Origin of the sequence: Pseudolabrys sp. Root1462 (assembly GCF_001426945.1) — a bacterium.
GTDB lineage: Bacteria > Pseudomonadota > Alphaproteobacteria > Rhizobiales > Xanthobacteraceae > Pseudolabrys.
Map to the genome: position 1 here is coordinate 266,664 of NZ_LMFS01000001.1, position 24,422 is coordinate 291,085.

Sequence of the window (24,422 nt, forward strand, 5' to 3'; positions counted from 1 at the left end):
CCCCTCAGGGCCGGCTCCAAAGCTGCACCCAATCTATGGCTTTCTAGGAGCCATGCAAGATACGCAACCCCGCCGACCCACAAGCTTCGGTGAACGGTGAGCAAACTGCGCAATAATCTTTCGCGAAAGAATATTTCAAGGTATGGATATTCCGCCGGAGACGCCCTGATTCCGCGTGAGGAGATAGCCGTGCCTGCGACCCTTGATGCCATCGACCGCAAGATCCTGAAGGAACTTCAGGACGACGGCCGGATGACCAATGTCGAACTCGCGCGCCGGGTCGGCATTTCGGCGCCCCCATGCCTGCGCCGTGTGCGGGCGCTGGAGGAAGCCGGTTACATCAAGGGATACCGCGCACTGCTCGACGAGAAGCTGCTCGGTTACGAGGTCGTGGTCTTCGCTTTCGTGCATCTGTCGAGCCAGGCCGAGGCTGACCTCAGTGCTTTCGAGGCCTTTGTGCGTGCTCAGCCGCTGGTGCGCGAGTGCTGGATGCTCTCGGGCGAGATCGACTTCGTGCTGAAATGCGTGGCGCCCGACCTGAAGACCTTCCAGACCTTCGTCGAGAAGCTCACCTCGGGGCCGAACGTGAAGAACGTCAAGACCTCCCTGACGCTGCGCCAGTCCAAGGACGCGGCCATGGTGCCGATGTAGTTCCAACTTCGCTACAGCGCATTATCGATGGCGATCTCGACGCACAGTCCCGATTATCGCGCGCCACAGGCCGAATCGTCGGCAATGCAAGCCGGTGATTGCGCGGCCGCTGCCAACGCCGACTCGATTTATAAACGGTGAGCGATTCGGAACAAGGTAGCCGCGTATAGGCGCGTCTTGTTGCGTTCAATTGTTCCGTTTTTAAACATGTCATGAGGTTAGGGCACGGTTGTATGCTTGCACCACCGCCGACTCATGTCTCTGTGAAACAATAAAAATTGTCGTCGCCGTGGCGGCGTTTGATGTCGAGGAAAAGCTTTTGCGCGTTTTTTCGACCGAACGTGCACAGCTTGTATTGTCGGTGCGATCGCTTCGCATGCGAGGGGGCCTCGCCGCGCTTCTTGTCATGCTGGTGGCATCGACGACGCCGAGCCGGGCGCAGGCACCACCGCCTCTGGGGACGCTGATCGATTTTTCGGTGCTGGCCGGTTCGACGATCACCAACACCGGCACCAGTGTGCTGATGGGAAATATCGGCGTCAGCCCCGGCGCCGCGGTGACCGGATTCCCGCCGGGCATCGTTCTGGCGCCGGGGGCGATTCATGCCGCCGACGCGGCGGCGCTCCAGGCGCAGTCCGATCTCACCGCTGCATACCTCTCGCTCTTGGGAAGGCCGACCACCGTCGACCTGACGGGCCAGAATCTCGGCGGACTGACCCTCATTCCGGGTGTTTATAACTTCGCGTCGTCGGCTCAACTCACCGGCACGCTCACGCTCAATGCGCTGGGCAATCCCAGTGCGGTTTTCATCTTCAACATCGGTAGTTCGCTTACTACTGCCAGCGCTTCCAACGTTCTGCTGATCAACGGCGCCCAGGGTGGCAATGTTTTCTGGCGGGTCGGCAGTTCGGCTACGCTCGGCACCGGCACGATATTCAGCGGCGATATCATGGCGCAGTCCAGTATCACGCTGAACACCGGCGCTTCGATCAATTGCGGCGCGGCTTTCGCCCGCACGGGCGCCGTGACACTTGATACAAATACGATCTCGCTCTGCGCCCTGTTGCCGGCAGTGCCGCCTGGAACTCCAGTCGTTGTGCCAGGTGGCGGCGTCGTCATCATTGGTCCCGCCGGCGTGCCGCTGCTCGACTTTCTGCTGCCGTCCACCGCCAACAACAGCCAGCACGCCGTCGCCACAGCGATCGACAATTTCGTGTCGAGCGGCGGCCAGCTACCGCTGGCATTCCTCAATCTCTACAATCTTTCGCCGGCCGAGATGGCGGTGGCTTTCGCGCAGTTGCAAGGTGAAGCCGGGACCGGCATCGCGCAGGCCGGCACCCAAGCGATGAATTCGTTTCTGGCGCTGCTGACCAATCCGTTCAACTCGGCTCGCGGTCAGGTGCCGCAAATTCCGCTGGCGCCGCGGCGGCCATTGATTGTCAAAGCGCCGATCTACAAGGCCCGGCCTATAGGGCTGCTGACGCCGCGTCCCGTCAGGCGAGCCGCTGGAACGTCTGGAGCGCGGCCTATGGCGGCCATAACAGCACGGGCGGCGATGCGGTGGCGGGAAGCCATGACCGCTCGGTCCGCAACTTCGGACTCGCCCTCGGCCTCGACTATCGCCTCACGCCTAACACGGTCGTGGGCTTCGCGCTGAGCGGCGGATCGACCAATTACAGTCTGGCCGGCGGTTACGGCAGCGGCCACAGCGACATGTTTCAGGCCGCGATCTACAGCTCCACACATATCAACGCGGCCTATCTGTCCGCCGTGCTGGCCTATGGCTGGCATCACGTCACCACCAGCCGTTATGTAACCGTGGCGGGAAGCGACAACCTAACCGCCGATTTCAATGCCTATGATGTCGGCGGCCGGCTCGAAGGCGGCTATCGCTTCGTTGTTCCGGGCATCTTCGATTCCCGGACGATCGGTGTCACGCCCTATGCCGCCGTGCAGTTGCAGGCATTCCGCACCCCGGCCTACAGCGAAGTCGCCACCTCCGGCGCTCCGACGTTTGCGCTGTCATATGAAGCACGCACCACGACGACGCTGCGCACCGAACTTGGCACCTGGCTGGACAAGCGCTACGGCCTCGACCGCGACAGCGCGCTTTTGCTGTTCGGTCGCGTGGCCTGGGCGCATGACACCTATTCCGATCCGTCAGTCGTCGCCAGTTTCCAGGCACTGCCCGGATCGAGCTTCACCGAATTCGGCGCTGCGCCGGTGCGGGACTCGCTGCTCCTGACGGCCGGCGCCGAACTGTCGATGCGCAACGGTTGGGCCGTCATGGCCAAGCTCGATGGCGAAGTGGCCAATGGCTCGAATACTTATTCGGGGACGGTCCGGCTGCGTTATGCCTGGTGATCGCCGGATCCCCCGGACCATCTCAAGCTTGCCGCCGTTCCAAACGGACAAGCTCATCCTCACCCCGCATCCTGAGCCGCCCTTGCTGCGCGATGCTGCTTGCAGTCCGGCAAGATCAATTTCGAGCTGAAATGCGTGGCGCCCGACCTGAAAATATTTTAGATCTCCACGAAGTCATCTCGGGCCATAGGACGTCTTCAACACATCGCTGACGCTGCGCCAGCCCCGCGATGCCGGCAACGGTACCGATGGGACTCCTCACCGATCGCCCCGACCACGAACCAGCGGAATGAACGGTGCCGGCTATGCCCGCCGTAGAGAAATATGATCGAAAATTCGGCTTCCCCCGTCGTGCCCCCGACACTTCTCTCGCTCTTCACCGTCTTCCTGCGCATCGGACTGTTCTCGTTCGGCGGCGGGCTGAGCGGCTGGATCTTTCGCGAGGTGGTGACCTTGCGCGGTTGGATCGACGAAGACGAATTCATGTCGGGATTGGCCGTGGCGCAGATCCTGCCGGGAGCCAATGTCGCCAATCTCTCGCTCTATATCGGGCAGAAGCTGTTTGGCATCACAGGTGCGGTGGTGGCGCTGGTCGGTCTGCTGAGCGGGCCATTCTTTGTCGCCATCGCACTGGTCAGCGCCTATAGCGCGATGACGTCGTTCGACTGGACCGAGACTGTGATGGACGGTGTCGCCGCGTCCGCGATCGGGCTTTTGCTGGTCGTCGCCGCAAAGGGGGCCCGGCGTGCGTCGCGGCACCTCGGCGCGAGCATCGCGCTCATCGCGACATTCCTGGGCGTCGCGATTTTTCATCTGTCGCTGCTGCTTGTCGTCGCGGTCGTCGCGCCGTTGTCGGTGTGGGCGGCATGGCAGCGGAGCGCAAAGCCATGAAGGATGATCCACTCCTCGCGCTGATCGCGGTATTCGTGCCGTTTTCGCTGATCTCGATCGGCGGCGGGCCGAGCATCATCGCCGGCATTCAGCATCAGACCGTGGATGTGCAGCATTGGATGTCGTCGCGCGAGTTCATTAATTTCTTTGCCATTTCGCGGGCGGCGCCCGGGCCGGGCTCGATGCTGACCACCTTGATCGGGTGGCACGTCGCCGGATGGACCGGCGCGCTGGTCGCGACGCTGGCGTTGTTCGTGCCGTCCTCGATCATCTGTTATGCGGTGGCGACCGTCTGGCGCCAGCACCGCGGCAAGCGTTGGCACACTGCGCTCGAGCAGGGCCTGGCGCCGATCGGCATTGGGCTCATTCTCGCCGGCGCGGTCTCGATCCTGCGGATTGGCCATGGCGGGCCGTTGGCGTGGGCGGTGGCTGGGGGCGCCGGCGCGCTGCTGCTGTGGCAGCCGCGGCTGCATCCGCTGTTGCTGTTTGTGCTGGGCGGCGCAATTTTCGTAGCCGCGCGTCTTCTGTCTTCGGGCCTGCCGATGCTTTGAGGCGCGCGAGCCTCGACATCGCACGCGGGCGGATGCACGATGAACGCCATCGTGATCGCCGACAGCCGGGGGCGACCTTGAAGCGGATCTTGCTGGGCATGCTGACGCCGTCGTCGAACACGGCGCTGGAGCCGATCACACAGGCGATGGTCGCCGGTCTGCCGGAAGTGTCGGCGCATTTCTCGCGCTTCAAAGTGACGGAGATCGCGCTGTCCGACAGCGCGCTCGCGCAATTCGACGACAGCGAGATTCTACGCGCTGCCGAACTGCTGGCTCATGCCAAGGTCGACGTCATCGGCTGGAACGGCACCTCGTCCGGCTGGCTCGGCTTCGATCGCGACGTCAGGCTCTGCGAGCGCATCACGGCGGCGACCGGCATTGCCGCCACCACGTCGATGCTGGCGCTCAATGAGATCCTGCAAAAGACCGGCGTCACCCGGCTCGGTTTCGTCACGCCCTACCGCGACGACGTGCAGGCGAAGATTCTGGAGAACTACGGCAAGCTCGGCATCGGCTCCGCTGGCGAGCGGCATCTGCGGCTGCAGGACAATTTCTCGTTCGCCGAGGTGACGCCCGAGCAGATCGAGGAGATGACTTTGGCTGTGGCCAGGGACCAGCCTCAGGCCATCGCCATCATCTGCACCAATCTCCGCGCCGCGCCCCTTGTCGAGAAGCTGGAGCGCGCCACCGGCGTGCCGGTCTACGACACCATTGCAACGGTCGTGTGGAAGAGTCTGATCCTCGCCGGCGCCGACCCGAGGCGAGTCACCGGCAGGGGGGCGTTGTTCCAGCGCGTTACCTGAACGAGCCCTTTCCGCTGCCCGCGACCTGACCCCAGATTGTGCGGTCCGGCCCCCGGTATTGCCTTGGCAATCCCCGCCTGGGCTTGGCTTCCGACTGGCCGACCCCGGGGCACATTCGCCTGAAGCTTCGGTGAGGTGTCGATGCCTGTTTGGAACTTCTTTCCTACGCTTTTTGGTTGCGGTACTCTTGCCCCTTGGGGCTGGTCTTGGGGGCGTTAGTAATGTCGAACGAGTCGAGCGACGGTGCGTCGGATAGTCCAAACGGCAAGAGCGAAATAACAAATCACCAAGAGCCGAACGGGACTTCGACGAAATCGGGCAAGGAAAAGGCCAGCGAGTGGGCACGCAAGCTTTATGGCTTCCTTTCTCAATCGTTGGGCCGGACCGGCATCATCGTCGGTGTTGTTCTCCTCGTCATCTTGGCATTCGCGGCTTTCTTCGTCGTTGACAAGATCCTCTCCTTCTATTTGACCAAGGGATACGTCGAGCAGATAGGCGACGCGTTCGACCTCAATAGAAATCTGGTGCGTGCGCTTGTTCTGGCGAGTTTCGTTATCGTCGTTTATTTCGGGAATGCTGCCTGGTCGTTCTCTCGCCGGAAGAGGATGATCGGAATCGCCGGTATCCTCGCGTTGCTGATCGGTCATTCGCTCGTGCTGTGGGTGGCCACTCGACAGCAGTTTTTCAACCGCGAAGGAGCGGCGACCAAATGCTATGTCGTTACACGAGACGGGTCGGTGACCTACGGCGAGCGTGTTGGTATTGATCCTGCCACCGGGCGCCAATGCCGCCCCGTGACCGCAGAGGTGCTCGAGCGTCTTCGCGAATACGAAAAGGGCAAGCGGCCGCAGTTGGTCACGTCAAATGAACCTGTCTTCTTCGAGCCTCGTACTGGCGAACCTGTGGTTTGGTACTATCGGTCAAAAAACAATGGGATCGAAATATTCGACTTGATGGGTTTCCATCCAGAGACAGGCGAGGAGTTATTGCCTGTCGACAAGGATACTGTCGAAGCCTGGAAGGCGCAGACAAAGGCTCGCCTAGCGCGTATTCCAAAGCGCGTTGACCCCAAAGAGTATGCATTCTTCGACGCCCGGAGCGGGACGCCTCGCGCGTGGTATTGGAAGGATAAGGCGGGGCATTACGAATTCTTCGATAGCCCCGGATTTCATCCCCTGACCGGTCAAACTTTGCTCGTCGTGACTCCCGAGATTGTCGACGAATCTCGCTCAAAGGTCGAGCCGCGAGTTCCCAAAGCTGTCGACATCAAAACTGCAACCCCGTTCGACCCGCAGACTGGCGAAACAAGGCTGTGGTTTTCACGCGATGCGAAGGGACAACTGGAGTTCTTTGACGGACCTGGGTTCAATCCCAAAACCGGTGTGAAGCTGGAGCCCTTCACCAGAAGCGTGATGGAGCAATGGCAAAACGACCTGAAGGAGCAGCAAGAAAAGATCGAGCGCGAACGTCGCCAGCGTGCCGAAGAAGTCGAGCGGTTCAGGCGCGAGCAGGCCGAACGGGAAGCGGCCGAGAAAGAGAAGCAGGCGGCGCAAGAAGCGGCTGAACGCGACAGGGTGGCGCGCGAAAAGGAGCGGATTTCAAGGGCAGCAAACGATTGCGATACGCTGGCTGGTAACCCGAACGATACACAACATGTTGGCTCCGGTACCTCATTCGACTCGCTCAAGGCGCAGGCGAGGGAGGCGGTCACGGCGTGTGATCTCGCGGTCACTCAGAATCCGAACCAGTCCCGCTTCCGCTATCAGCTCGCACGTGCTCTGCATTGGACGGATCGTCCTCGGGCTGCGAGTATTCTCGAGCGACTTGTGCGAGAAGGATATCCGGCGGCTTACGACAATTTGGGCTGGCTCTATCTTACAGAGAGAAAAAATCCGCAGATGGCCATGCGGCTGTTTCAGGAAGGAATGGCCCGTGGCGATTCAGATTCGATTGTTAGCCTAGTTGAGATGATCGATCGAGGGCATTTGCAAGTCGCCAATCCGGCAGCCGAAAAAGCCAAGCTGCTCTGTCGCGCTGCTCAACTCGGCCATCAGGCGGCACAATTGTCATGTCAAACGGCGCTCGCTGAGGCCCAGCGTGCTGAACAAGAGCGGCAGCAGCAACTTCAAGCGCAACAGATGATGCTGCAGATTATGGGTGGCGCGATTTCCAACATCCCGCGCCGGTAAGCGCCTTGGGCGTTCGGAAGCGTCGGCCGACCGGCTACATCACCTCGAGCCGGCCGCCGTTCGAATAGGACAGCTTGACGGTGACCTCGTTGAGCAGCCAGGGCCGCACCGTGTAGCTGCGCGCGCCGGCCTTGTGCATCGGGTCGGTGGCGGCGATTGCCTTGGCCTCTTCGAGCGACGCGGCGCGGAGGATCACCATGCCTTCGCCTTCCCAGGCATCCTCGGCATCGTTCCACATCGGCCCGGCGCCGAACATGATGCCGCGCTTCTCCAGATCGATCTAGAAGGCGAGATGCTGCTCGAGGTTGGCGAGCACCGGCTCCATGCCGTTCGTCGGTTTGGTGAAGATGACGTAGAGCTGCTTGCGCAGCATCGCCTCGCAAGCCTTGAGAACTTCGGCTTTGGGCAGCGATTGCAGACTCATTGGCTCCTCCCGGTAAGCCATAATGAAATGGCCGGGACGAGCCCGGCCATCACAATCGCTTTATCGGCGGAAGCAGCGGAAGCCTACTTCCACTCCACCTTCTTGATTTCGTAGCCCTTGGCGCCGCCGGGAGCGTTGACTTCGATCGACGCGCCCTTGGCCTTGCCGATCAGCGCCTTCGCCATCGGCGAGGTGACCGAAATCTTGCCGGCCTTGGCATTGGCTTCCGGCTCGCCGACGATCTGCCACACCTTCCTCTCTTCGGTGTCCTCGTCGATCAGCGTTACGGTGGCGCCGAAGGTGATGGTGTCGCCCGAAAGCTTCGACACGTCGATGACGTCGGCGCGCGCCAGCTTGTCCTCGAGTTCGGCGATCGCGCCCTCGTTCAGCGACTGCTGCTCCTTCGCCGCATGATATTCGGCGTTCTCCGACAGGTCGCCATGCGAGCGCGCCTCGGTGATCTGCTGGATGATGCGCGGCCTCTCGACCGACTGGCGGTGCTTGAGCTCTTCCTCCAGCACGGCGTAGCCCGCGGCGGTCATCGGAATCTTATCCATCGTCTCTTCTCCTCCCGGCGGCCCTGCGTCGGTCCGATCTGGGATCGATCCGGCGGCGCCAAGCCTTTCCATCGAAAACGGCCGAACCCTTGCGGGGCGGCCCATCGTGATTGGACTCCGGGCACGGTATCCCGCTCCGGAGTCCCTCGAATCCTCACACCGACAAAACACTGACAAGCCGCGGCGAGCTTTGAGGCTCGCCCGCGACCGTCGGATCTGCCGGCCTTACGCGTACCGTCTGCCGGAAAGGCCTGTTCAGCCCCGCCCGGTAAAATAGCTTTGCAGCGCGCGGACCTCGAGGTCGCCCCCGAGATAGGCTTTTATGCCTTGCGCAGCCGCGACGGCACCTGAAAGAGTGGTGTAGTACGGCACTTTATGCAAGAGGGCGGCATGGCGCAGGGAGCGGCTATCGGACAGCGCCGCGGCGCCCTCGGTGGTATTGAAGACGAGCTGCACACCGCCGTTCTTGATCGCATCGACGATATGCGGCCGGCCTTCCAGAACTTTGTTGATCTTGGACGCTTCGACGCCGTGTTCGGCCAGATAGCGCTGGGTTCCGGACGTCGCGATGCATTTGAAGCCGAGTGACGTCAAAAGCTTGATCGACGGCAGGATGCGCGCCTTGTCGCCGTCGCGCACCGACACGAACACCGTGCCGGATCGCGGCAGGATGGTGCCACCGCCGATCTGGCTCTTGGCGAAGGCGGTGTCGAACGTCATGTCGAGACCCATGACTTCGCCGGTCGACTTCATTTCCGGGCCGAGCACGGTATCGACGCCGGGGAAACGCGCGAACGGGAACACGGATTCCTTGACGGCCTGGTGCTTGTAAACCGGCTGTTTGAGCTTGAAGCTCGCCAGGCTTTCGCCGGCCATGATGCGCGAGGCGATCTTGGCAACGGGCAGTCCGATCACCTTGGCGACGAAAGGAACGGTGCGCGATGCGCGCGGGTTCACTTCCAGCACATAGATGTCGCCGTCCTTGATGGCATACTGCACATTCATCAGCCCGCCAACGTTGAGCGCGAGCGCCAGTTCCCGTGTCTGCCGCTCGAGTTCGGCGATCATGTCTTTTGACAGCGAGTGCGGCGGCAGCGCGCAGGCCGAGTCACCCGAATGAATGCCGGCTTCCTCGATGTGTTCCATGATGCCGGCGATGAAAGTGTCCTTGCCGTCGGCCAGGCAGTCGACGTCGACTTCGGTGGCGTCCGACAGGTAGCTGTCGATCAGCAGCGGGCTCTTGGCCGACACCACAAGTTCGGACGGCTTGTCGAGCGTCGCGGCAAGCCGCTGCACATAGCGGTCGAGATGGGCGCCGTCGCGCACGATCTCCATGCCGCGGCCGCCGAGCACGTTCGACGGCCGGATCACGACCGGATAGCCGATCTTGTCGGCGATCTCGCGCATGGCCGTGAGCGATGTCGCGATGCCGTTGGCCGGCTGGCGGATCTTGAGCTTGTCGATCAGCTTCTTGAAACGGTCGCGGTCTTCGGCGAGGTCGATGGCATCCGGCGAGGTGCCGAGGATCGGCACATTGGCCTTCTCCAGCGCACTGGCCAACTTCAGCGGCGTCTGGCCGCCGAACTGCACGATGACGCCGTGCAGCGTGCCCTTCGAACGCTCGACGTCGATGATCTCGATGACGTCTTCCGGCGTCAGCGGCTCGAAATACAATCGGTCCGAGGTGTCGTAGTCGGTCGACACCGTCTCCGGATTGCAGTTGACCATGATGGTCTCGTAGCCGGCATCCTTCAGCGCGAAGCAGGCGTGGCAGCAGCAGTAGTCGAATTCGATGCCCTGGCCGATGCGGTTCGGACCGCCGCCGAGGATGACGACCTTCTTCTTGTCCGATGGCCGCGCCTCGTTGGCCATATGGCCGGCGAAGGCGGTCTCGTAGGTCGAATACATGTAGGCGGTCGGTGAGGCGAACTCGGCCGCGCAGGTATCGATGCGCTTGTAGACCGGACGCACGTCGAGCTTGCGGCGTGCCGCGCTGACATCTTCGTCGGTCTTGCCGGTCAGCTTGCCGAGACGCTTGTCGGAGAAGCCCATGGCCTTGAGACGGCGGAACGCGCCCGCGGTCGGCGGCAGGCCCTTGGCCGCGATCTCGGCCTCGGCCTCGACGATGCCGCGCAGTTCACGCAGGAACCACGGGTCGATCTTGCAGGCGTTGTAGATCAGGTCGTCGCTGGCGCCGAGGCGCATCGCCTGCGCCACCTTGAGCAGGCGGTCGGGCGTCGGCGTGCCGAGCGCGGCGCGGATCGCCGCCTTGTTGTCGGTGTCGTCGAGGCCCTTTTTGTCGTCGTAACCGTCGATCCAGATCTCGTCGAGCCCGGTCAGTCCGGTCTCGAGCGAGCGCAGCGCCTTCTGCAGCGATTCCTGGAAGGTGCGGCCGATCGCCATGGCCTCGCCAACCGATTTCATCGACGTCGTCAGCACATTCGAGGCGCCGGGGAATTTCTCGAAGGCGAAACGCGGAATCTTGGTGACGATGTAATCGATGGTCGGCTCGAACGACGCCGGCGTCGCGCCGCCTGTGATGTCGTTGGCGATTTCGTCGAGCGTGTAGCCGACGGCGAGCTTGGCCGCGACCTTGGCGATCGGGAAGCCGGTCGCCTTCGACGCCAGCGCCGACGAGCGCGACACGCGCGGGTTCATTTCGATGACGACGAGCCGGCCATCCGCCGGATTGACGGCGAACTGCACGTTGGAGCCGCCAGTCTCGACGCCGATCTCGCGCAGCACGGCGATCGAGGCGTCGCGCATGATCTGGTATTCTTTGTCGGTCAGCGTCAGCGCCGGCGCGATGGTGATCGAGTCGCCGGTATGCACGCCCATCGGATCGACGTTCTCAATCGAGCAGATGATGATGCAGTTGTCCTTCTTGTCGCGGACAACCTCCATCTCGAATTCCTTCCAGCCGAGCACTGACTCCTCGATCAGCACTTCGTTGGTCGGCGAGGCGTCGAGACCGCCTTCGACGATCGCGAGGAATTCGGCCTTGTTGTAGGCGATGCCGCCGCCGGTGCCGCCGAGCGTGAAGGACGGGCGGATGATGGCGGGCAGACCGACATAATCGAGCGCCTGCAGCGCCTCGATCAGCGCCTGCGCCTGATAGCGCTCAGCGCGCTCGGGTTCGCCCTTTCTCCAGCCGAGTTCGAAGTCGGCCAGCAGGCGTTTCTTTTCGTCGTCGGCGACCTTGCGGCCGATAATCTCGTCGCGCTGCGCCTTGTAGGTCTCGCGGTCCTGGCGCTTGAGTTCGGAGGCATTGGCCAGCTTGGAGCGCGGCGTCTCCAGGCCGATCTTGGTCATGGCCTCGCGGAACAGTGCGCGGTCCTCGGCCTTGTCGATGGCATCGGCGGTGGCGCCGATCATCTGCACGTCGAACTTCTCGAGCGTGCCGAGCCGGCGCAGCGACAGCGCGCAGTTCAGCGCGGTCTGCCCGCCCATGGTCGGCAGCAGCGCGAAGCCGCCCGGCAGGACGTTGCGCTCCTTCTCGATGATCTTGGCGACGATCTCGGGAGTGATCGGTTCGATATAGGTGGCGTCGGCAAGATCAGGATCGGTCATGATCGTCGCCGGGTTCGAGTTCACCAGGACGACGCGGTAGCCTTCTTCCTTGAGGGCCTTGCAGGCTTGCGTGCCGGAATAGTCGAACTCACAGGCCTGGCCGATCACGATCGGCCCGGCGCCGATGATCATCACGGTCTTGATGTCGGTGCGTTTGGGCATTCGGAAGTATCGGCTCCCGGAAACTGGGCACAAAAAAAGGGCGCGCTTTCGCGCGCTTTCTGGCTGAGAAAACCCGGTCAGCCGGCCGGAAAGCGCAAATCGAGAAGGTGAGAGGCCAGCAGGCCGTGCGGGGTGCTTAGACCAGAATCGCCGAGGGGGGAAGCCTTTAGAGCCCCTCCGGCCACAGCATTTCCCGGCCGCCGGCCCGGGGCCAGGGCGTTGATTTGGCGAAACTTTGGCGCGAATTTTCGATTCTACCGTGCGGCGCCCGTCTTTACACCGCGCTTATCGGGGCTCGGGTCAATCCATATGGATTTCCTACGCAGCGGGGCGGCATCGTTGCTGGATGGCATTTCGTGCGCTTCTCGAGCGGCCGGCGCGGTCCAGCGTCGGGCCGGAGCATCAGTCGGTTGGTCATGAGGAAGCGCCATCCCGCACGAGCGGGGCCACGCTGCCGCCCGTGTTGCGCTTCGCGGTCATGCGTGATCGGAGCGACCGTAACAGCGCCGCCGCGCGCCGCGCGTCGTTCACATTGTTCGTGCGCGCCAGCATCGGCATCGGCGACGCCATCGTTTCGCATGACAGCCTCACGCGCCACGCGGAACCTTCGCTCATGCGGGCACTTGGTACTGACGCTCAAACGGGGTGACGCCGGTGACTGTGACCGCCTTTCCAAAAGTCGAGCGCCATCCGGCAACGGCGGCGACGCAAGAGCCCGGCGTGGTCGCGGCCAGCGTCTATGCAAACGGCCGCCGCGTCGGCGATATCTCCATCGATGAGGCCGGCGCCTGGGCCCAGAAGCAGGGACATGTCGTCTGGATCGGCCTGCACGAGCCGAGCACGGAATTGCTCGAACGCGTCTCCGGGCAGTTTCAGCTGCATCCGCTGGCCATCGAAGACGCCAGCAAAGCGCACCAGCATCCGAAGGTCGAGCAATATGGCGATGCGCTATTCATCGTCGCCCGCACCGCGCAACTGGAGGGCGAGCACATCGCCTTCGGCGAAACGCATCTGTTCGTCGGCCACGGCTTCGTGCTGTCGGTGCGTCATGGCGCTTCGACTTCGTACACGAAAGTCCGCGAACGCTGCGAGTCGTGCCCTGGCTCGCTCGCGCTAGGCGAAGACTACATCCTCTACGCCATCCTCGATTTCATCGTCGACAATTACCGCCCGGTGATCGACGCCATTCAAAGCGAGGTCGATGAACTGGAGGAAGATGTGCTCAAGCGCTCGCGCGCGCGCCACCATTTCGACGACCTGTACCGGCTGCGCCGCGATCTCCTGCGCATGCGCCGCGCCGTCGGACCGGTGAGCGAGGTGTGCAAGCGGCTCCAGCACTCCGACCTGATCTCGCTCGACAAGGAGATGAAGCCCTTGTTCCGCGACGTGCTGGATCACGCCAAGCGCGCCGAGGAGGACATCGACTCGCTGCGCGAAATTCTCGCCTTCGTTTTTGAAGCCAACATGATGGCCGGCCAGGCGCAGCAGACCGACGTCGCGCGTCGGCTGGCGGCGTGGGCGGCGATCCTCGCGGTGCCGACGGCCGTGGCCGGCATCTACGGCATGAATTTCAAGAACATGCCGGAGCTCGACTGGCGGTACGGTTATTATGGCGTGATTGCGCTGATCTTAAGCGTGTGCTCGTTCCTGTTTTTCCGGTTCAGAAAGAACGGCTGGCTCTAGACGGCCCCGCGCCATGCGCTGCCCGCGGTCGAACAGGGCCGGTTTGCGCCCGGCTAATGCTCCGCGCCCTTCCTTCATGAAACCTTGGCGGCTGTTGCCCGTTCTTGTTGGATGGGCACGTTCTGGCGGCAAATTCTTGTCCGCACCTACTTTCAGATCAACGACGACCGGCTGTTGGCGCTCGCCGCCGGCGTCGTGTTCTATGGCCTGCTCGCTCTTTTTCCGGCGATCACTGCGCTGGTGTCGAGCTATGCGCTGTTCGCCGATGCGACGACCATCGGCAGCCATCTCAATCTGATTGCGCCGATGATGCCGGCGAGCGCTTTCTCCATCGTCGCCGAGCAAGTCACGCGCATTGTCACCCGCACCACCGGCGACCTGAGTTTCACGTTCCTGCTTGGCCTGGCGTTGGCCATCTGGAGCGCTAATGCCGGGCTTAAGGCGATCATCGACGCCCTCAACATTGTCTACGGCGTGAAGGAGCAGCGCTCCTTCATTCGCCTTAACCTGGTGTCGCTCGCTTTCACCGTCGGCGCGCTGGCGGCGATGCTGACCGCTTTTGCCGCCATCGTCATCGTGCCGGTGATCCTGTCGTATCTGCCATTCTACGGTTACGACGTGACGCTGCTGCCGCTGCTACGCTGGCCGGCGCTCTTTGTCATCGTCATGCTGGGGCTGGCAGTGCTGTACCGCTTCGGTCCGGACCGCCGACCGGCGCGCTGGCAAATCATCAGCCCGGGCGTGGTTTTCGCCACCGTGGCGTGGCTCGCCGGATCAGCGCTGCTGTCTTGGTATCTGGCGAGTTTCGCCGACTACGACGCGACCTATGGTTCGCTCGGCGCGGGCATTGGCTTGATGATGTGGCTGTGGATGAGCGCGATCGTCGTGCTGGTTGGTGCGGAACTCAATTCCGAGATCGACAATGCCCGACGCGCCGTGCCGCGCACCGACGAGGACGGCATCGGCACACCATCCTGAGGGCCTACATCGCCCGCTGTTCGTGCCCGCAATCCTTGCACTTGTACATGACGCGGGTCTCGCCAACCTTGGCGTTCACCTTGTTGACCGCGCCGCATTTCCCGCACTTGGTCTCGATGCGGGTATCGACCTGCTTGACCGCGAGACCCTTGCGCTCCATCGCCTCGCGCATCAGGCGCTCGGCCTCCGCACGCTGTTCCTGTTTCGACATGTCGCCTGCCTGCTACCCGGTAAAAGCCGCCCGGGTCTTACTATCCGCTCCGCGCCGTGTCCATGATCTGCCTCAGCTTTTAGCGTGGGCAAGCTTTGCGTATTTGACGAGGTTCTCCGGCACCGGGACGCGCATGCCCAGGAGGTGGAAGCTCAGCGTCTTGCCGTGGGAATCGAGGTTGAGCGCCTGGGTGACGCCGCCATCCAGCACGTCGTCGAGCACGAAATTGAGGGCATACATCTTCGGCAACAGGTAGCGCTTCACCGACGACGGCTTGCGCCAGGCGAAGCGCTTCGCCACCGCGGCTTCGGTGACCTGCGCGGCGAGCAACGGGTACAGCGCCGGGTCGTAGGCGATCAGCGAGATGTTGAGCCGGTTGCCCTTGTCGCCGGTGCGGGCGTGGGCGATGGCGTGCAGTTGCATCTCCGTCGTGGAATCAACCATTACGCACCTCCACGACCTCGACCTTGGGCCGCACCGCGCTGCGCGGGATGAAGCAAGAAGTCGCGGCGATGCGCGGCCGCAGCGACAGGCGGATGCCGCCGCCGGCTGCCGGTCCGGCGCAATACAAGGCCTCGACCTCCTGCAGGCCGCGCTCGACCAGCGCCTTGTCGTTGCCGGCAAAGGCGACGCGCAGGCGCACGTCGTTGGTCGGCTCGCCGAAACCGTCGAGTTCGCTCCAGGCGTGCCCAGAGTCGTCGGCCAGCACGCTGAGCACGCCGATGATATCGCAGCGGATGCGGATGTCCTTCGGGCTGCGCTTGCGCACCACGTCGGCGGCAAGGCGCGCCCGCGCCAGCGCATTGGGGCCGTGATAGGAAATCTCGCCTTCGGCGATATAGCCGCCATCGTAGCAGACGGTGACCTTGAGCGTGTCCGGCCGCTTGTGGCCGGTGATGCCATCGACACGAACGCGGTCGCCTCCGAGTTCGACGATCGAGGCGTTGCTGATATCGGCGGAGACGTCGGGCGTCAGATAGGCCGCCGGGTCGTGCACCTCGTAGAGCAGTTGCTCGGCGACAGTGCGCCGGTCTACCAGACCGCCGCCCTGCGCCTTGCCGATGACGAAGCCGCCATCGCGGCCGATGCTGGCGATTGGAAAACCGATATTTTCCGGCTGCGGCACGTCCTTGAAACCGGGGTCGGCGAAATAACCGCCGGTGACCTGCGCGCCGCATTCGAGCAGATGGCCGGCCATGGTGCCTTGGCCGAGGCGGTGCCAGTCGTCATAGCTCCAGCCGAAGGCATGGATGAGCGGCGCCAGCGTCAGCGATGGGTCGGCGACGCGGCCGGTGACGACGACATCGGCGCCTTCACCCAGGGCTTCGACAAGCGGCGTGGCGCCGAGATAGGCGTTGGCCGACACCAGCAGCTTGGCGTCGGGCAGGTCGTTGCTCGACGCGCGCAGCACCTCGATGCCTTCCGGCCCGAGCATGTCGTCACCGGTGACCACGCCGATCCGGACCGTTGTCCCGAGTTCGGTGGCGAGATCGCCGATCACCTTGGCGGCGGCCGGCGGATTGCCGGCGCCGAAATTGCCGATGATGGCGATCTTCGATTGCACGCAGTCCTTCAGCACCGGCGTCAGCAGCGGCTTCAACTTCGGTTCATAGCCGAGGTCAGGATTGTCGCGGCGGCGAAGTTGCGCCAGCGCCAGAGTGCGTTCGCCAAGCGTTTCGAAGATGATGGCCGCGCGTTCGCCGGACGCCTTGAGGTCACGCACCACGGCAATCGGCGCATCGATGCGGTCGCCGGAATAACCAGCGCCGGCGCCGATCAGCATTCGCTCCACCATCGCGCGTCCCGTCCCGTTTTCTTGTTCGGGGCAGTGTCGCGGGTTGCGGGGCGGGAAGTCAACGAGAGGAAAAGAATGGAGGCCCAGCCTGGATTTGAACCAGGGTGAAGGACCTTGCAGGGTCCTTTGCGTAATCGCTCCGCCACCGGGCCATAAGGCAAGCTTAGCCGGTCGCGATCACAAGGTCGTTAATCCGGTGCGACATTTTGGTTTTCGGTTAACGGCGGCTTTAATCGGCTAACTCACGCCGGCGTCGACAGAAACGTCATTCGGTGCTGATTGTGGCCGATATTGTGAGCGGCGCGCCGCGGCGCAAAACCAGCGGCTCTGAGTTTCGACAGCGCTTCGGCCTCCGTGTAATGCGACAGGCCGTGGGTCTTCTTCAGCGTGAAATAATCCGACACCAGGATGCGGATCAGCCCGCCGACTCCGGCCCAGAAGAAGCCGTTGGCCGCGCCGAACTTCAGCAGCGACAGCGCCGCCCAAACCGAGGCCATGCTCGGTGGTACGATGTCGCCGAGCACGAAGATGCCGGTCGGTTTGAGGAGGCGGCGGAACGTCGCCATCATGGCGTCGAGTTCCTCGCCCGTCAGATACTGCGCCACCGAGTGCAGCACGATCATGTCGACGCTGCCGGCCGGCGTTGCCGCGGCTTCCTCGGGGTTCATCACCGACATCTTCGGGTTCGACGCATAACGCTCGCGCAAGGCGGCGCGCACATTCGGCGCCGCCTCGACCAAGGTCAGATGCCGGCAGGCTTCCGCGACCAGCGCGGCGGATGTGGCTTCGCCGCAGCCATAGTCCATGACGATCGCGTCGGGCGAGGGCACCAGCGCGCGGATGTCCGTGGCGATGGTCCTGTAATGGACGTCGCGGTGACGCCCATTCACATAGATCACCGAGTGCTTGAAATCGTAGAAGCTGATCCAGTCCATGGCGGACGATATCCGGGCGGGCCATTGCTCAGCGGAGAGATGGCACACTCGGCAGCACGCCACAATGAGCTCAGTGGGCGATCCCCGTGGCGAGCTGCGGGCAGGCATGGGAACCCGCCGCTCAGAAGGCGCGCAGCGGCTCCGCCGTGATGCCGAGTCGCTCGGCAACACGCCGGGCGCTTCTCTCGCGCCGTTGCGTCAGTTCTCGTATCCCGTCGCGGGCCCCGGCGAGTATGGCGGACGGGGCGGTTTCCGGGGTGCCGGCGTTGAAGGGTGGCTCCGGCGCATAGGCCATATAGAGCTGGATGTTCTCGGCCACCGCCTGGCCGCGCAGGGCGGCGGCGAGTTGCAGCGCGCCGTCGATGCCGGCGGTGACGCCGGCGGCGAAGATATAGTTGCCGTCCTTGACCACGCGCGCATTCACCGGCGTGGCACCGAACAGCGGCAGCAGGTGAAACGACGCCCAGTGCGTCGTCGCCTTGCGGCCGACCAGGAGGCCGGCGGCGCCGCACAGCAGGGCGCCGGTGCACACTGAGAACACCGCATGTGCGCCCTTGGCCTGGCGCGCGATCCAGTCGAGCACCTCGGCATTCTCCATCAGCCGCTCCTGGCCGAAGCCACCGGGCACATGCAGCACGTCGAGCTGCGGCGCGTCGGCCAACGTTGCGTCCGGCGTGATGCGCAGGCCCTTGATGTCCTTTACTGGCGCGGCCGTCGGCGCATAGAGCCGGTACGTCGCATTGGGGACGCGCGACAAGACCTCGAATGGGCCGGTCAGGTCGATCTGGTCGAGATCGTCGAACAGCAGCGAGCCGATATTGAGGTGCTTGTCGGTGGCGAGCATGGCGATCTCCAGGTTGCGGCTCCCGTCATAGGCCGTTACGCTCTGGCGGGAATGACAAAGACCCCACGAATCCCGCCAAAGCCGCCGCGGCGCATCGAATTGCTGGCCTTTCCGGCGGTGCAGTTGCTCGACGTCGCCGGGCCGCTGCAGGTATTCGCCACCGCCAACGAAGCCGCCGTCAAGGCGGGATCGCCGCCGCCTTATGAAGTGCATGTCGTAGCTCGCGCCGCATCCATGGTGCGCAGTTCGAGCGGTCTTGCTTTGGCGAGCGAGAAGCTCCCCGCCGCGAAGCCGCCGCATACGCTGATCGTCGCCGGCGGCCCCGGCGTCGAAGCCGCCGCTGCCGACGGCGCCTTGCGTGACTGGTTGCGGCGCCGCGCGGCCAAGGCCGACCGCGTCTGTTCGGTGTGCACCGGCGCCTTCCTGCTCGGCGCCGCCGGGCTGCTCGATGGTCGCCGCGCCACGACGCATTGGTCCTATTGCGCCGAGCTCGCGACGCGCTTTCCGGCGATCCGGGTCGAGACCAATCCGATCTTCGTGCGCGACGGCAAGTACTGGACCTCGGCCGGTGTTACCGCCGGCATCGACCTGGCGCTGGCCCTGGTCGAGGAAGATCTCGGCCGCGCCATGGCGCTGGCGGTGGCGCGCTATCTCGTCGTCTTCCTGAAGCGGCCGGGCGGGCAGGCGCAATACAGCGCGTTGCTGTCGCTGCAATCGGCCGATGACCGGTTTACCGGTCTCAATGAATGGATCGGCCGCAATCTGTCGTCCGATCTTTCGCTACCGGCGCTCGCCGATCGCGCCGGCATGAGCGAGCGCAGCCTGATCCGCCATTACGTCAAGGCCAGGGGCCTGACCCCGGCGCGCGCCGTCGAGAAGCTGCGCGTCGAGGCGGCTTGCAATCTGATGACGAATGCGCGCTTGCCGCTCAAACGCGTGGCGCAACGCTGCGGCTTCGGCTCCGAGGAAACCATGCGCCGCAGCTTCCTGCGCCAGGTCAGGGTGTCACCGCAGGAATATCGCGCGCGCTTCGGCACGTAGCGGCGAAGCGCCGGCCGGCCGGCGATGGAATGGAAGACGTGACGTTCAGGCCGGACGCCACAACGTCACCAAGGCCCCGTCCTTGCCCTCGACCGGATCCCTGCCGGGCGCCGGCACCTGCGGGATGGTCTTCAGCGCCGCCTCGCGGTCGGCCGGCCGATCGCCGCGGCATAGATTGTAGGTGCCACTCGGCGGATAGCCACCGATGACGACCAGATCGGGCGAAGCCGCCAGCCGCTGATGCCCGGTGCCGGCCGGCAGCACCGCGATGTCGCCGGGCGCGAGCTCGAGCACCTCGCCGTTATCGCCGCCGAACCGCACCGTGGCGGTGCCGCGGGCGATGCCGAGCACCTCGTGGATCATCGAATGATAGTGCGCGTAGGGGAAGATGCCGTTGCGCCAGCGGTCATGGCCCCAGTCATTGGCGTCGAACAGCTTCTCGATCTCGGCTTCCGGATCGCGCGCAGCGGACAGATCGAGCGCGGCCTTATAGACCAGCATCGGCAGCGCCGGGTTGTTCGGCACCGCGCCGTCGTCCTTGAAGAAATAGGTGATGGGCGTTTGCATGCGTTGGCAACGCGGCGCTTGCCGATCGGTTTCACCGAGCTTTCTCATAGGCATATTCGTTGGCGTTTTAGCGTAAGGTGAACCTGCTACTTCGTTGCATTGCGCTGCTTCAATCGTCCCACCGGCTAACCTAGATGGGAGCCGCCGCTATTTGAAAAGATCATCTAAGAAATTGATGCCTTTTGATTTCAGCCAAGTCGTGAACGCTTCACGTGCTGCTGTCGCCGCCACGCCAAGCGCGGCAGAACCAAATCGCTTTATCAGCCTGCTGAGGGGCTCAACAATAAATGCCTGCGCGTAGGCGAGGGATATGCTGGCCTCTTCTTTAAGCGTCTTTATCGCTACGGTTAGCTTGTCTTGGACGTAACGCCGTTCCTCAGGATGTTCGGCTGAGTAGCCGTTATCTCCGTGGACATCATCGATCACTTTTTCAAGCGTTTTAATGACTGAGTTCAAATTCGGATCAGTTCGATCTAAAGGGAGTGGCTCCCAGTCGGCGTTATCCTCTCTTGCATCTGGAATTTGGGTATGAAGGCCGTCTAGCAACTGATTGTAGTATTCATCCTCGAATTTTTCGACAAAGGATATTCCATACTTTGAAATTTTGTAGCCATCTACCTTGGCGGTATAATTTGTCTCTGGGCCGATAGCGCCAAGTATGCTCGCCCGTGCTCGGGTTTCTGTTTCTTGAATCACTTTATTCGCTGAAATCAAGCCTTCAAGCTCAAGCTTGACGGCATTGGCGGGCTCAGATGGAATTCCGAGTCGAATTTCAGCAAATGGCACATACTCGTAGCCGTCGTCGAAGAAATGGCCATGCAGAAGCAGCAGAATTTGATCGCTGAGCCGTTCCAAATTCAGGCGGCGACGATTCATTTCTTTAGGTTCCTATTAACTCCACGCATCAGGCCTTCTTCCTCGCGCGCATCAGTTCGACGAAGCGCTGGAACAGATAATGCGAGTCGCGCGGGCCGGGCGACGCCTCGGGGTGGTACTGCACCGAGAACACCGGCTTGTCCTTGAGCGCGATGCCGCAGTTCGAACCGTCGAACAGCGAGAAATGCGTCTGTTCGACATTCCCCGGCAGCGAGTCCTTGTCCACCGCGAAGCCGTGGTTCATCGACGTGATCTCGACCTTGCCGGTGGTCACGTCCTTGACCGGATGATTGGCGCCGTGGTGGCCCTGATGCATCTTCATCGTCACGCCGCCGAGCGCGAGGCCGAGCATCTGGTGGCCGAGGCAAATGCCGAAGGTCGGCGTGCCGGAGTTCACCACCTGCTTGATCACCGGCACCGCGTATTTGCCGGTCTCGGCCGGATCGCCGGGGCCGTTCGACAGGAAGATGCCGTCCGGCTTCAGCGCCACGATGTCCTCGTAGCTGGTGGTCGCCGGCACCACGGTGACTTTGCAGCCGGCGCTCGCCAGCAGGCGCAGGATGTTGCGTTTGATGCCGTAATCGACGGCGACGACGTGGAATTCCGGATCGGTCTGGCGGCCGTAGCCTTCGCCCCAGACCCACTCGGTCTCGTCCCAGGTGAAGCGCTGCGCCGAGGTCACCATCGGCACCAGATCCATGCCGACGAGGCCCGGCCACTCGCGGGCTTCCTTCTTCAACGCGTCGATGTCGAACTTGCCGTCGGGGGCATGCGCGATCACGGCGTTGGGCATGCCCTTCTCGCGGATCAGCGCGGTCAGCGCTCTTGTGTCGATGCCTGACAGGCCGATGATGCCGCGCGCCTTCAGCCAGTCGTTGAGCGGGCGGGTCGCGCGGTAGTTCGAAGCCTGGGTGATGTCGGTGCGCAGGATGACGCCGCAGGCGCCCGGGCGGGCCGCCATGTTCAGCGACTCGATGTCTTCCTCGTTGGTGCCGACATTGCCGATATGGGGGAAGGTGAAGGTAATAATCTGTCCGGCATAGGACGGGTCGGTGAGGATTTCCTCATAGCCCGTCATGGCGGTGTTGAAGCAGACCTCGCCGACGGCGTGGCCTTCGGCGCCGATGCCGAAACCTTCCAGCACGGTTCCATCGGCCAGCACGATGAGCGCGGTGGCCTTGGGCTCAGCCCAGGCCCCTACGGGGGCGGTTTTGTCCTGTGTCATAAGCCTCTTAGTTGCGTATTATGGCGGGCGAGGCAAGGGGCGGTTTAGGGCCGTCCCCGCGCATTTCGAATAGTGCAGGGAGGTCAGGGCGATGACGGCGCAACCGAGACACGACCAGTACCGCGAAGACGTCGCCGGCCGCGCCAATGTCGAGGACACCGCCGACCTGGTGGCCTACTACAGCGATCTCGCAAAGGTCGAGGCCGCGGCGCTCTGGACCGTGGCCAACAAGATCGAGCCCTGGGAGCCGAAGTCCGAGTCGGTGCCGGTGCTGTGGCGCTACCGGGATCTGCGCGAGCCGGTGCTGCGCTCGCTCGAGCTGGTGGCGCCGGAAAAGGCCGGCCGCCGCGTCATCTATCTCAACAATCCCGGCCGGCGCGAACAGGCCGCCGCCGTCGGCTGGCTCTATTCCGGCCTGCAGGTGATGAAGGCGGGCGAAACCGCCTCGGCGCATCAGCATTCGGCTTCCGCCCTCAGGTTCATCATGGAAGGCAAGGGCGCCTATACCGTGGTCGACGGCCACAAGATGACGCTCGGTGAAAACGACTTCGTGCTGACGCCGAACGGCTCATGGCACGAGCACGGCGTCGACGCTTCCGGCACCGACTGTATCTGGCAGGACGGCCTCGACATTCCGCTGGTCAATGCGCTGGAAGCCAATTTCTACAAGGTGCACCCCGACCTGAAGCAGCCCATCAGTTACGCCGTCGATGACGCGACGCTCACCTGGGGTGCGCCCGGTTTGCAGCCGGCAATGCAGGACTGGCAGAAGCCTTATTCGCCGCTTCTGAAATACGAGTGGGAGCCGACCTACGACGCACTGTCGAAATTTGCCAAGGCCACCGACGGCTCGCCGTTCGACGGCGTGCTGATGAACTACGTCAATCCGCAGACCGGCGGCCCGGTGATGCAGACTATCGGCGCCTCGATGCAGATGCTGCGCCCCGGTGAGAAGACGCGCGCCCACCGGCATACCGGCTCGTCGATCTATCAGTGCGCCAAGGGCGAGGGCTTTTCGATCATCGGCGGCAAGCGCTTCGACTGGAAGAAGCGCGACATCTTCTGCGTGCCGTCCTGGGCTTTCCATGAACACGGCAATTCTTCGTCGAGCGAGGACGCCTGTTTGTTCTGCTTTAACGATTTGCCGGTCATGCATGCCCTCGGCCTGTACCGCGAGGAAGCCTTCGGCGAGAACCAGGGCCACCAGCCGGTGACGTGATGGACGGACTCTCGGCTTTCGGTCTATTCGCCGTCACGCTGATGGTGGTGTGCTATGCGTTCGACGAGCGCAGTCCGTGGGTCGTCCTGGTATTTGCCGCGGCCTGCGTATTGGGGTCGATCTACGGGTTTCTGCAGGGCGCCTGGCCCTTCGGGCTTGTCGAGGCGGTCTGGGCTGTGATTGCACTTTTCCGCTGGCGCGCGCGTGCCGCTGCGCCCGCAATATGAAGGAGAGATGACTTGATCCGCGACGACATCAACAAGGCGCTGACCGAGGCGCAAAAGGCCAAGAACGAACGCACCGTGTCGACGCTGCGCATGGTCAATTCCACGCTGAAGAACGCCGACATCGAAGCGCGCACCACCGGCAAGCCGCTCGGCGATGCCGAGGTGCTCGGCATCCTGCAGAAGATGATCAAGCAGCGCCAAGAGTCGGTCGAGATGTACAAGAAGGGTGGCCGCGCCGATCTGGTGAAGCAGGAGGAGGAAGAGATCGCCGTGATCTCCGCCTATCTGCCGAAGCAGATGTCCGACGCCGAAGTGACCGCCGCGATCGAGGCCGCCATCGCGGAGACCGGCGCCGCCGGCATGAAGGACATGGGCAAGGTCATCGGCATCCTGCGCGGCAAATATGCCGGGCAGATGGACTTCGGCAAGGCGAGCGGGTTGGTGAAGGCGAAGCTGTCGTAATCTATCCGCTGATGCGGCGTCACTCCCCGTTCATTCCCGCGCAAGCGGCAATCCGGGTCGTTCTGGGCTGCGGCTTTGCCGGGCGAGCGGAGCGCCGGGCGGTCCCTCAGTCCTCGTGAAAGAAGGCCGGGCAATGCCCGGCCTCGTCTTTTGCAGGCGCCGTCAGCGTTGCCCGGCTCCCCCGACGGCGGCTCTTG

At 63.2% G+C, this 24,422-nt stretch carries 26 protein-coding genes and 1 tRNA gene; 14 read left to right on the plus strand and 13 right to left on the minus strand.

All coding sequences use genetic code 11. From position 1 onward, the window contains the following. The first annotated feature begins 189 nt into the window (after positions 1-189). The 7 genes from ASD45_RS01165 to ASD45_RS01195 all read left to right on the plus strand — a co-directional run bounded on the left by ASD45_RS01165 (position 190) and on the right by ASD45_RS01195 (position 7,449). On the plus strand, positions 190-651 hold the full coding sequence (locus ASD45_RS01165; RefSeq protein WP_056909805.1) for an Lrp/AsnC family transcriptional regulator: 462 nt from the start codon (positions 190-192) through the stop codon (positions 649-651). 376 nt (positions 652-1,027) lie between these two features. Further along, a complete protein-coding gene (locus ASD45_RS23850; protein ID WP_200949617.1) occupies positions 1,028-2,308 on the plus strand; it encodes an ice-binding family protein in 1,281 nt (426 codons plus the stop codon). Continuing rightward, complete coding sequence (locus ASD45_RS01175; protein WP_244485143.1) at positions 2,212-3,015, plus strand: autotransporter outer membrane beta-barrel domain-containing protein; 804 nt, start codon at positions 2,212-2,214, stop codon at positions 3,013-3,015. The genes ASD45_RS23850 and ASD45_RS01175 overlap by 97 nt, the downstream gene beginning before the upstream one ends. 351 nt (positions 3,016-3,366) lie before the next feature. After that, complete coding sequence (locus ASD45_RS01180; RefSeq protein ID WP_162249380.1) at positions 3,367-3,906, plus strand: chromate transporter; 540 nt, start codon at positions 3,367-3,369, stop codon at positions 3,904-3,906. Continuing rightward, positions 3,903-4,457: a chromate transporter gene (locus ASD45_RS01185; protein WP_056909809.1), complete on the plus strand. Its 555-nt coding sequence runs from the start codon at positions 3,903-3,905 to the stop codon at positions 4,455-4,457. The genes ASD45_RS01180 and ASD45_RS01185 overlap by 4 nt, the downstream gene beginning before the upstream one ends. Positions 4,458-4,555: 98 nt before the next feature. Beyond that, the gene (locus ASD45_RS01190; protein WP_082540907.1) at positions 4,556-5,260 is read left to right on the plus strand and encodes an aspartate/glutamate racemase family protein; all 705 of its coding nucleotides are present in this window, start codon (positions 4,556-4,558) and stop codon (positions 5,258-5,260) included. Positions 5,261-5,481: 221 nt separating this feature from the next. Then, positions 5,482-7,449, plus strand: a complete 1,968-nt coding sequence (locus ASD45_RS01195) for a sel1 repeat family protein (RefSeq protein WP_156380665.1) — start codon at positions 5,482-5,484, stop codon at positions 7,447-7,449. 34 nt (positions 7,450-7,483) lie between these two features. On the opposite strand, the gene ASD45_RS23935 is transcribed toward ASD45_RS01195, so the two are convergent. The 4 genes from ASD45_RS23935 to carB all read right to left on the minus strand — a co-directional run bounded on the left by ASD45_RS23935 (position 7,484) and on the right by carB (position 12,162). Then, a complete protein-coding gene (locus ASD45_RS23935; RefSeq protein WP_348271236.1) occupies positions 7,484-7,729 on the minus strand; it encodes a YciI family protein in 246 nt (81 codons plus the stop codon). Beyond that, the gene (locus tag ASD45_RS23940; RefSeq protein WP_244485147.1) at positions 7,730-7,873 is read right to left on the minus strand and encodes a hypothetical protein; all 144 of its coding nucleotides are present in this window, start codon (positions 7,871-7,873) and stop codon (positions 7,730-7,732) included. A gap of 83 nt (positions 7,874-7,956) precedes the next feature. Then, positions 7,957-8,430 carry a transcription elongation factor GreA gene (greA, locus tag ASD45_RS01205; RefSeq protein WP_056909812.1) on the minus strand — a complete coding sequence of 158 codons (474 nt, stop codon included), beginning with the start codon at positions 8,428-8,430 and terminating at the stop codon, positions 7,957-7,959. 255 nt (positions 8,431-8,685) lie between these two features. After that, positions 8,686-12,162 (minus strand): carbamoyl-phosphate synthase large subunit, encoded by a 3,477-nt coding sequence (gene carB / locus ASD45_RS01210; RefSeq protein ID WP_056909813.1) that lies wholly within the window; start codon positions 12,160-12,162, stop codon positions 8,686-8,688. A 346-nt stretch (positions 12,163-12,508) separates the two neighbouring features. On the opposite strand from carB, the gene ASD45_RS01215 reads away from it, so the two are divergent. The 3 genes from ASD45_RS01215 to ASD45_RS01225 all read left to right on the plus strand — a co-directional run bounded on the left by ASD45_RS01215 (position 12,509) and on the right by ASD45_RS01225 (position 14,823). After that, positions 12,509-12,811, plus strand: a complete 303-nt coding sequence (locus tag ASD45_RS01215; protein ID WP_056909814.1) for a hypothetical protein — start codon at positions 12,509-12,511, stop codon at positions 12,809-12,811. 11 nt (positions 12,812-12,822) lie between these two features. Continuing rightward, on the plus strand, positions 12,823-13,845 hold the full coding sequence (gene corA, locus ASD45_RS01220) for a magnesium/cobalt transporter CorA (RefSeq protein WP_056912524.1): 1,023 nt from the start codon (positions 12,823-12,825) through the stop codon (positions 13,843-13,845). Between the two features lie 111 nt (positions 13,846-13,956). Beyond that, positions 13,957-14,823, plus strand: a complete 867-nt coding sequence (locus ASD45_RS01225; protein ID WP_056909815.1) for a YihY/virulence factor BrkB family protein — start codon at positions 13,957-13,959, stop codon at positions 14,821-14,823. Between the two features lie 4 nt (positions 14,824-14,827). Here ASD45_RS01225 and ASD45_RS01230 read toward each other — a convergent pair whose 3' ends face one another. The 6 genes from ASD45_RS01230 to ASD45_RS01255 all read right to left on the minus strand — a co-directional run bounded on the left by ASD45_RS01230 (position 14,828) and on the right by ASD45_RS01255 (position 18,608). Further along, positions 14,828-15,034 carry a hypothetical protein gene (locus tag ASD45_RS01230; protein WP_056909816.1) on the minus strand — a complete coding sequence of 69 codons (207 nt, stop codon included), beginning with the start codon at positions 15,032-15,034 and terminating at the stop codon, positions 14,828-14,830. A gap of 72 nt (positions 15,035-15,106) precedes the next feature. Next, a complete protein-coding gene (locus tag ASD45_RS01235) occupies positions 15,107-15,478 on the minus strand; it encodes a hypothetical protein (RefSeq protein WP_056909817.1) in 372 nt (123 codons plus the stop codon). Then, entirely contained in the window at positions 15,471-16,829 is a 1,359-nt protein-coding gene (locus ASD45_RS01240; RefSeq protein ID WP_056909818.1) for an acyclic terpene utilization AtuA family protein, read from the minus strand. Before ASD45_RS01240 ends, ASD45_RS01235 begins: the two co-directional genes overlap by 8 nt. A 76-nt stretch (positions 16,830-16,905) precedes the next feature. Next, positions 16,906-16,981 (minus strand) — tRNA-Ala (locus ASD45_RS01245). 90 nt (positions 16,982-17,071) lie between these two features. After that, positions 17,072-17,764, minus strand: coding sequence for a class I SAM-dependent methyltransferase (locus ASD45_RS01250; protein ID WP_056909819.1), 693 nt, complete (start codon positions 17,762-17,764; stop codon positions 17,072-17,074). 121 nt (positions 17,765-17,885) lie between these two features. Continuing rightward, positions 17,886-18,608 (minus strand): DJ-1/PfpI family protein, encoded by a 723-nt coding sequence (locus tag ASD45_RS01255; RefSeq protein WP_056909820.1) that lies wholly within the window; start codon positions 18,606-18,608, stop codon positions 17,886-17,888. Positions 18,609-18,659: 51 nt separating this feature from the next. Here ASD45_RS01255 and ASD45_RS01260 point away from each other — a divergent pair, with 51 nt between their 5' ends. Then, positions 18,660-19,649 carry a GlxA family transcriptional regulator gene (locus tag ASD45_RS01260; RefSeq protein WP_056909821.1) on the plus strand — a complete coding sequence of 330 codons (990 nt, stop codon included), beginning with the start codon at positions 18,660-18,662 and terminating at the stop codon, positions 19,647-19,649. Positions 19,650-19,694: 45 nt separating this feature from the next. On the opposite strand, the gene ASD45_RS01265 is transcribed toward ASD45_RS01260, so the two are convergent. The 3 genes from ASD45_RS01265 to carA form a co-directional block, all read right to left on the minus strand. After that, positions 19,695-20,216: a hypothetical protein gene (locus tag ASD45_RS01265; protein ID WP_056912525.1), complete on the minus strand. Its 522-nt coding sequence runs from the start codon at positions 20,214-20,216 to the stop codon at positions 19,695-19,697. 147 nt (positions 20,217-20,363) lie between these two features. After that, positions 20,364-21,092: a hypothetical protein gene (locus ASD45_RS01270; protein WP_156380666.1), complete on the minus strand. Its 729-nt coding sequence runs from the start codon at positions 21,090-21,092 to the stop codon at positions 20,364-20,366. Positions 21,093-21,120: 28 nt separating this feature from the next. Continuing rightward, positions 21,121-22,317, minus strand: coding sequence for a glutamine-hydrolyzing carbamoyl-phosphate synthase small subunit (gene carA, locus ASD45_RS01275; RefSeq protein ID WP_056909823.1), 1,197 nt, complete (start codon positions 22,315-22,317; stop codon positions 21,121-21,123). A 91-nt stretch (positions 22,318-22,408) separates the two neighbouring features. On the opposite strand from carA, the gene ASD45_RS01280 reads away from it, so the two are divergent. From ASD45_RS01280 to ASD45_RS01290, 3 genes are read left to right on the plus strand one after another with little or no spacing between them, the layout of a single operon-like run. After that, complete coding sequence (locus ASD45_RS01280) at positions 22,409-23,536, plus strand: cupin domain-containing protein (RefSeq protein WP_056909824.1); 1,128 nt, start codon at positions 22,409-22,411, stop codon at positions 23,534-23,536. Beyond that, a complete protein-coding gene (locus tag ASD45_RS01285) occupies positions 23,536-23,763 on the plus strand; it encodes a hypothetical protein (protein WP_056909825.1) in 228 nt (75 codons plus the stop codon). Before ASD45_RS01280 ends, ASD45_RS01285 begins: the two co-directional genes overlap by 1 nt. 12 nt (positions 23,764-23,775) lie before the next feature. Next, the gene (locus ASD45_RS01290) at positions 23,776-24,225 is read left to right on the plus strand and encodes a GatB/YqeY domain-containing protein (protein WP_056909826.1); all 450 of its coding nucleotides are present in this window, start codon (positions 23,776-23,778) and stop codon (positions 24,223-24,225) included. Positions 24,226-24,422 lie beyond the last annotated feature (197 nt).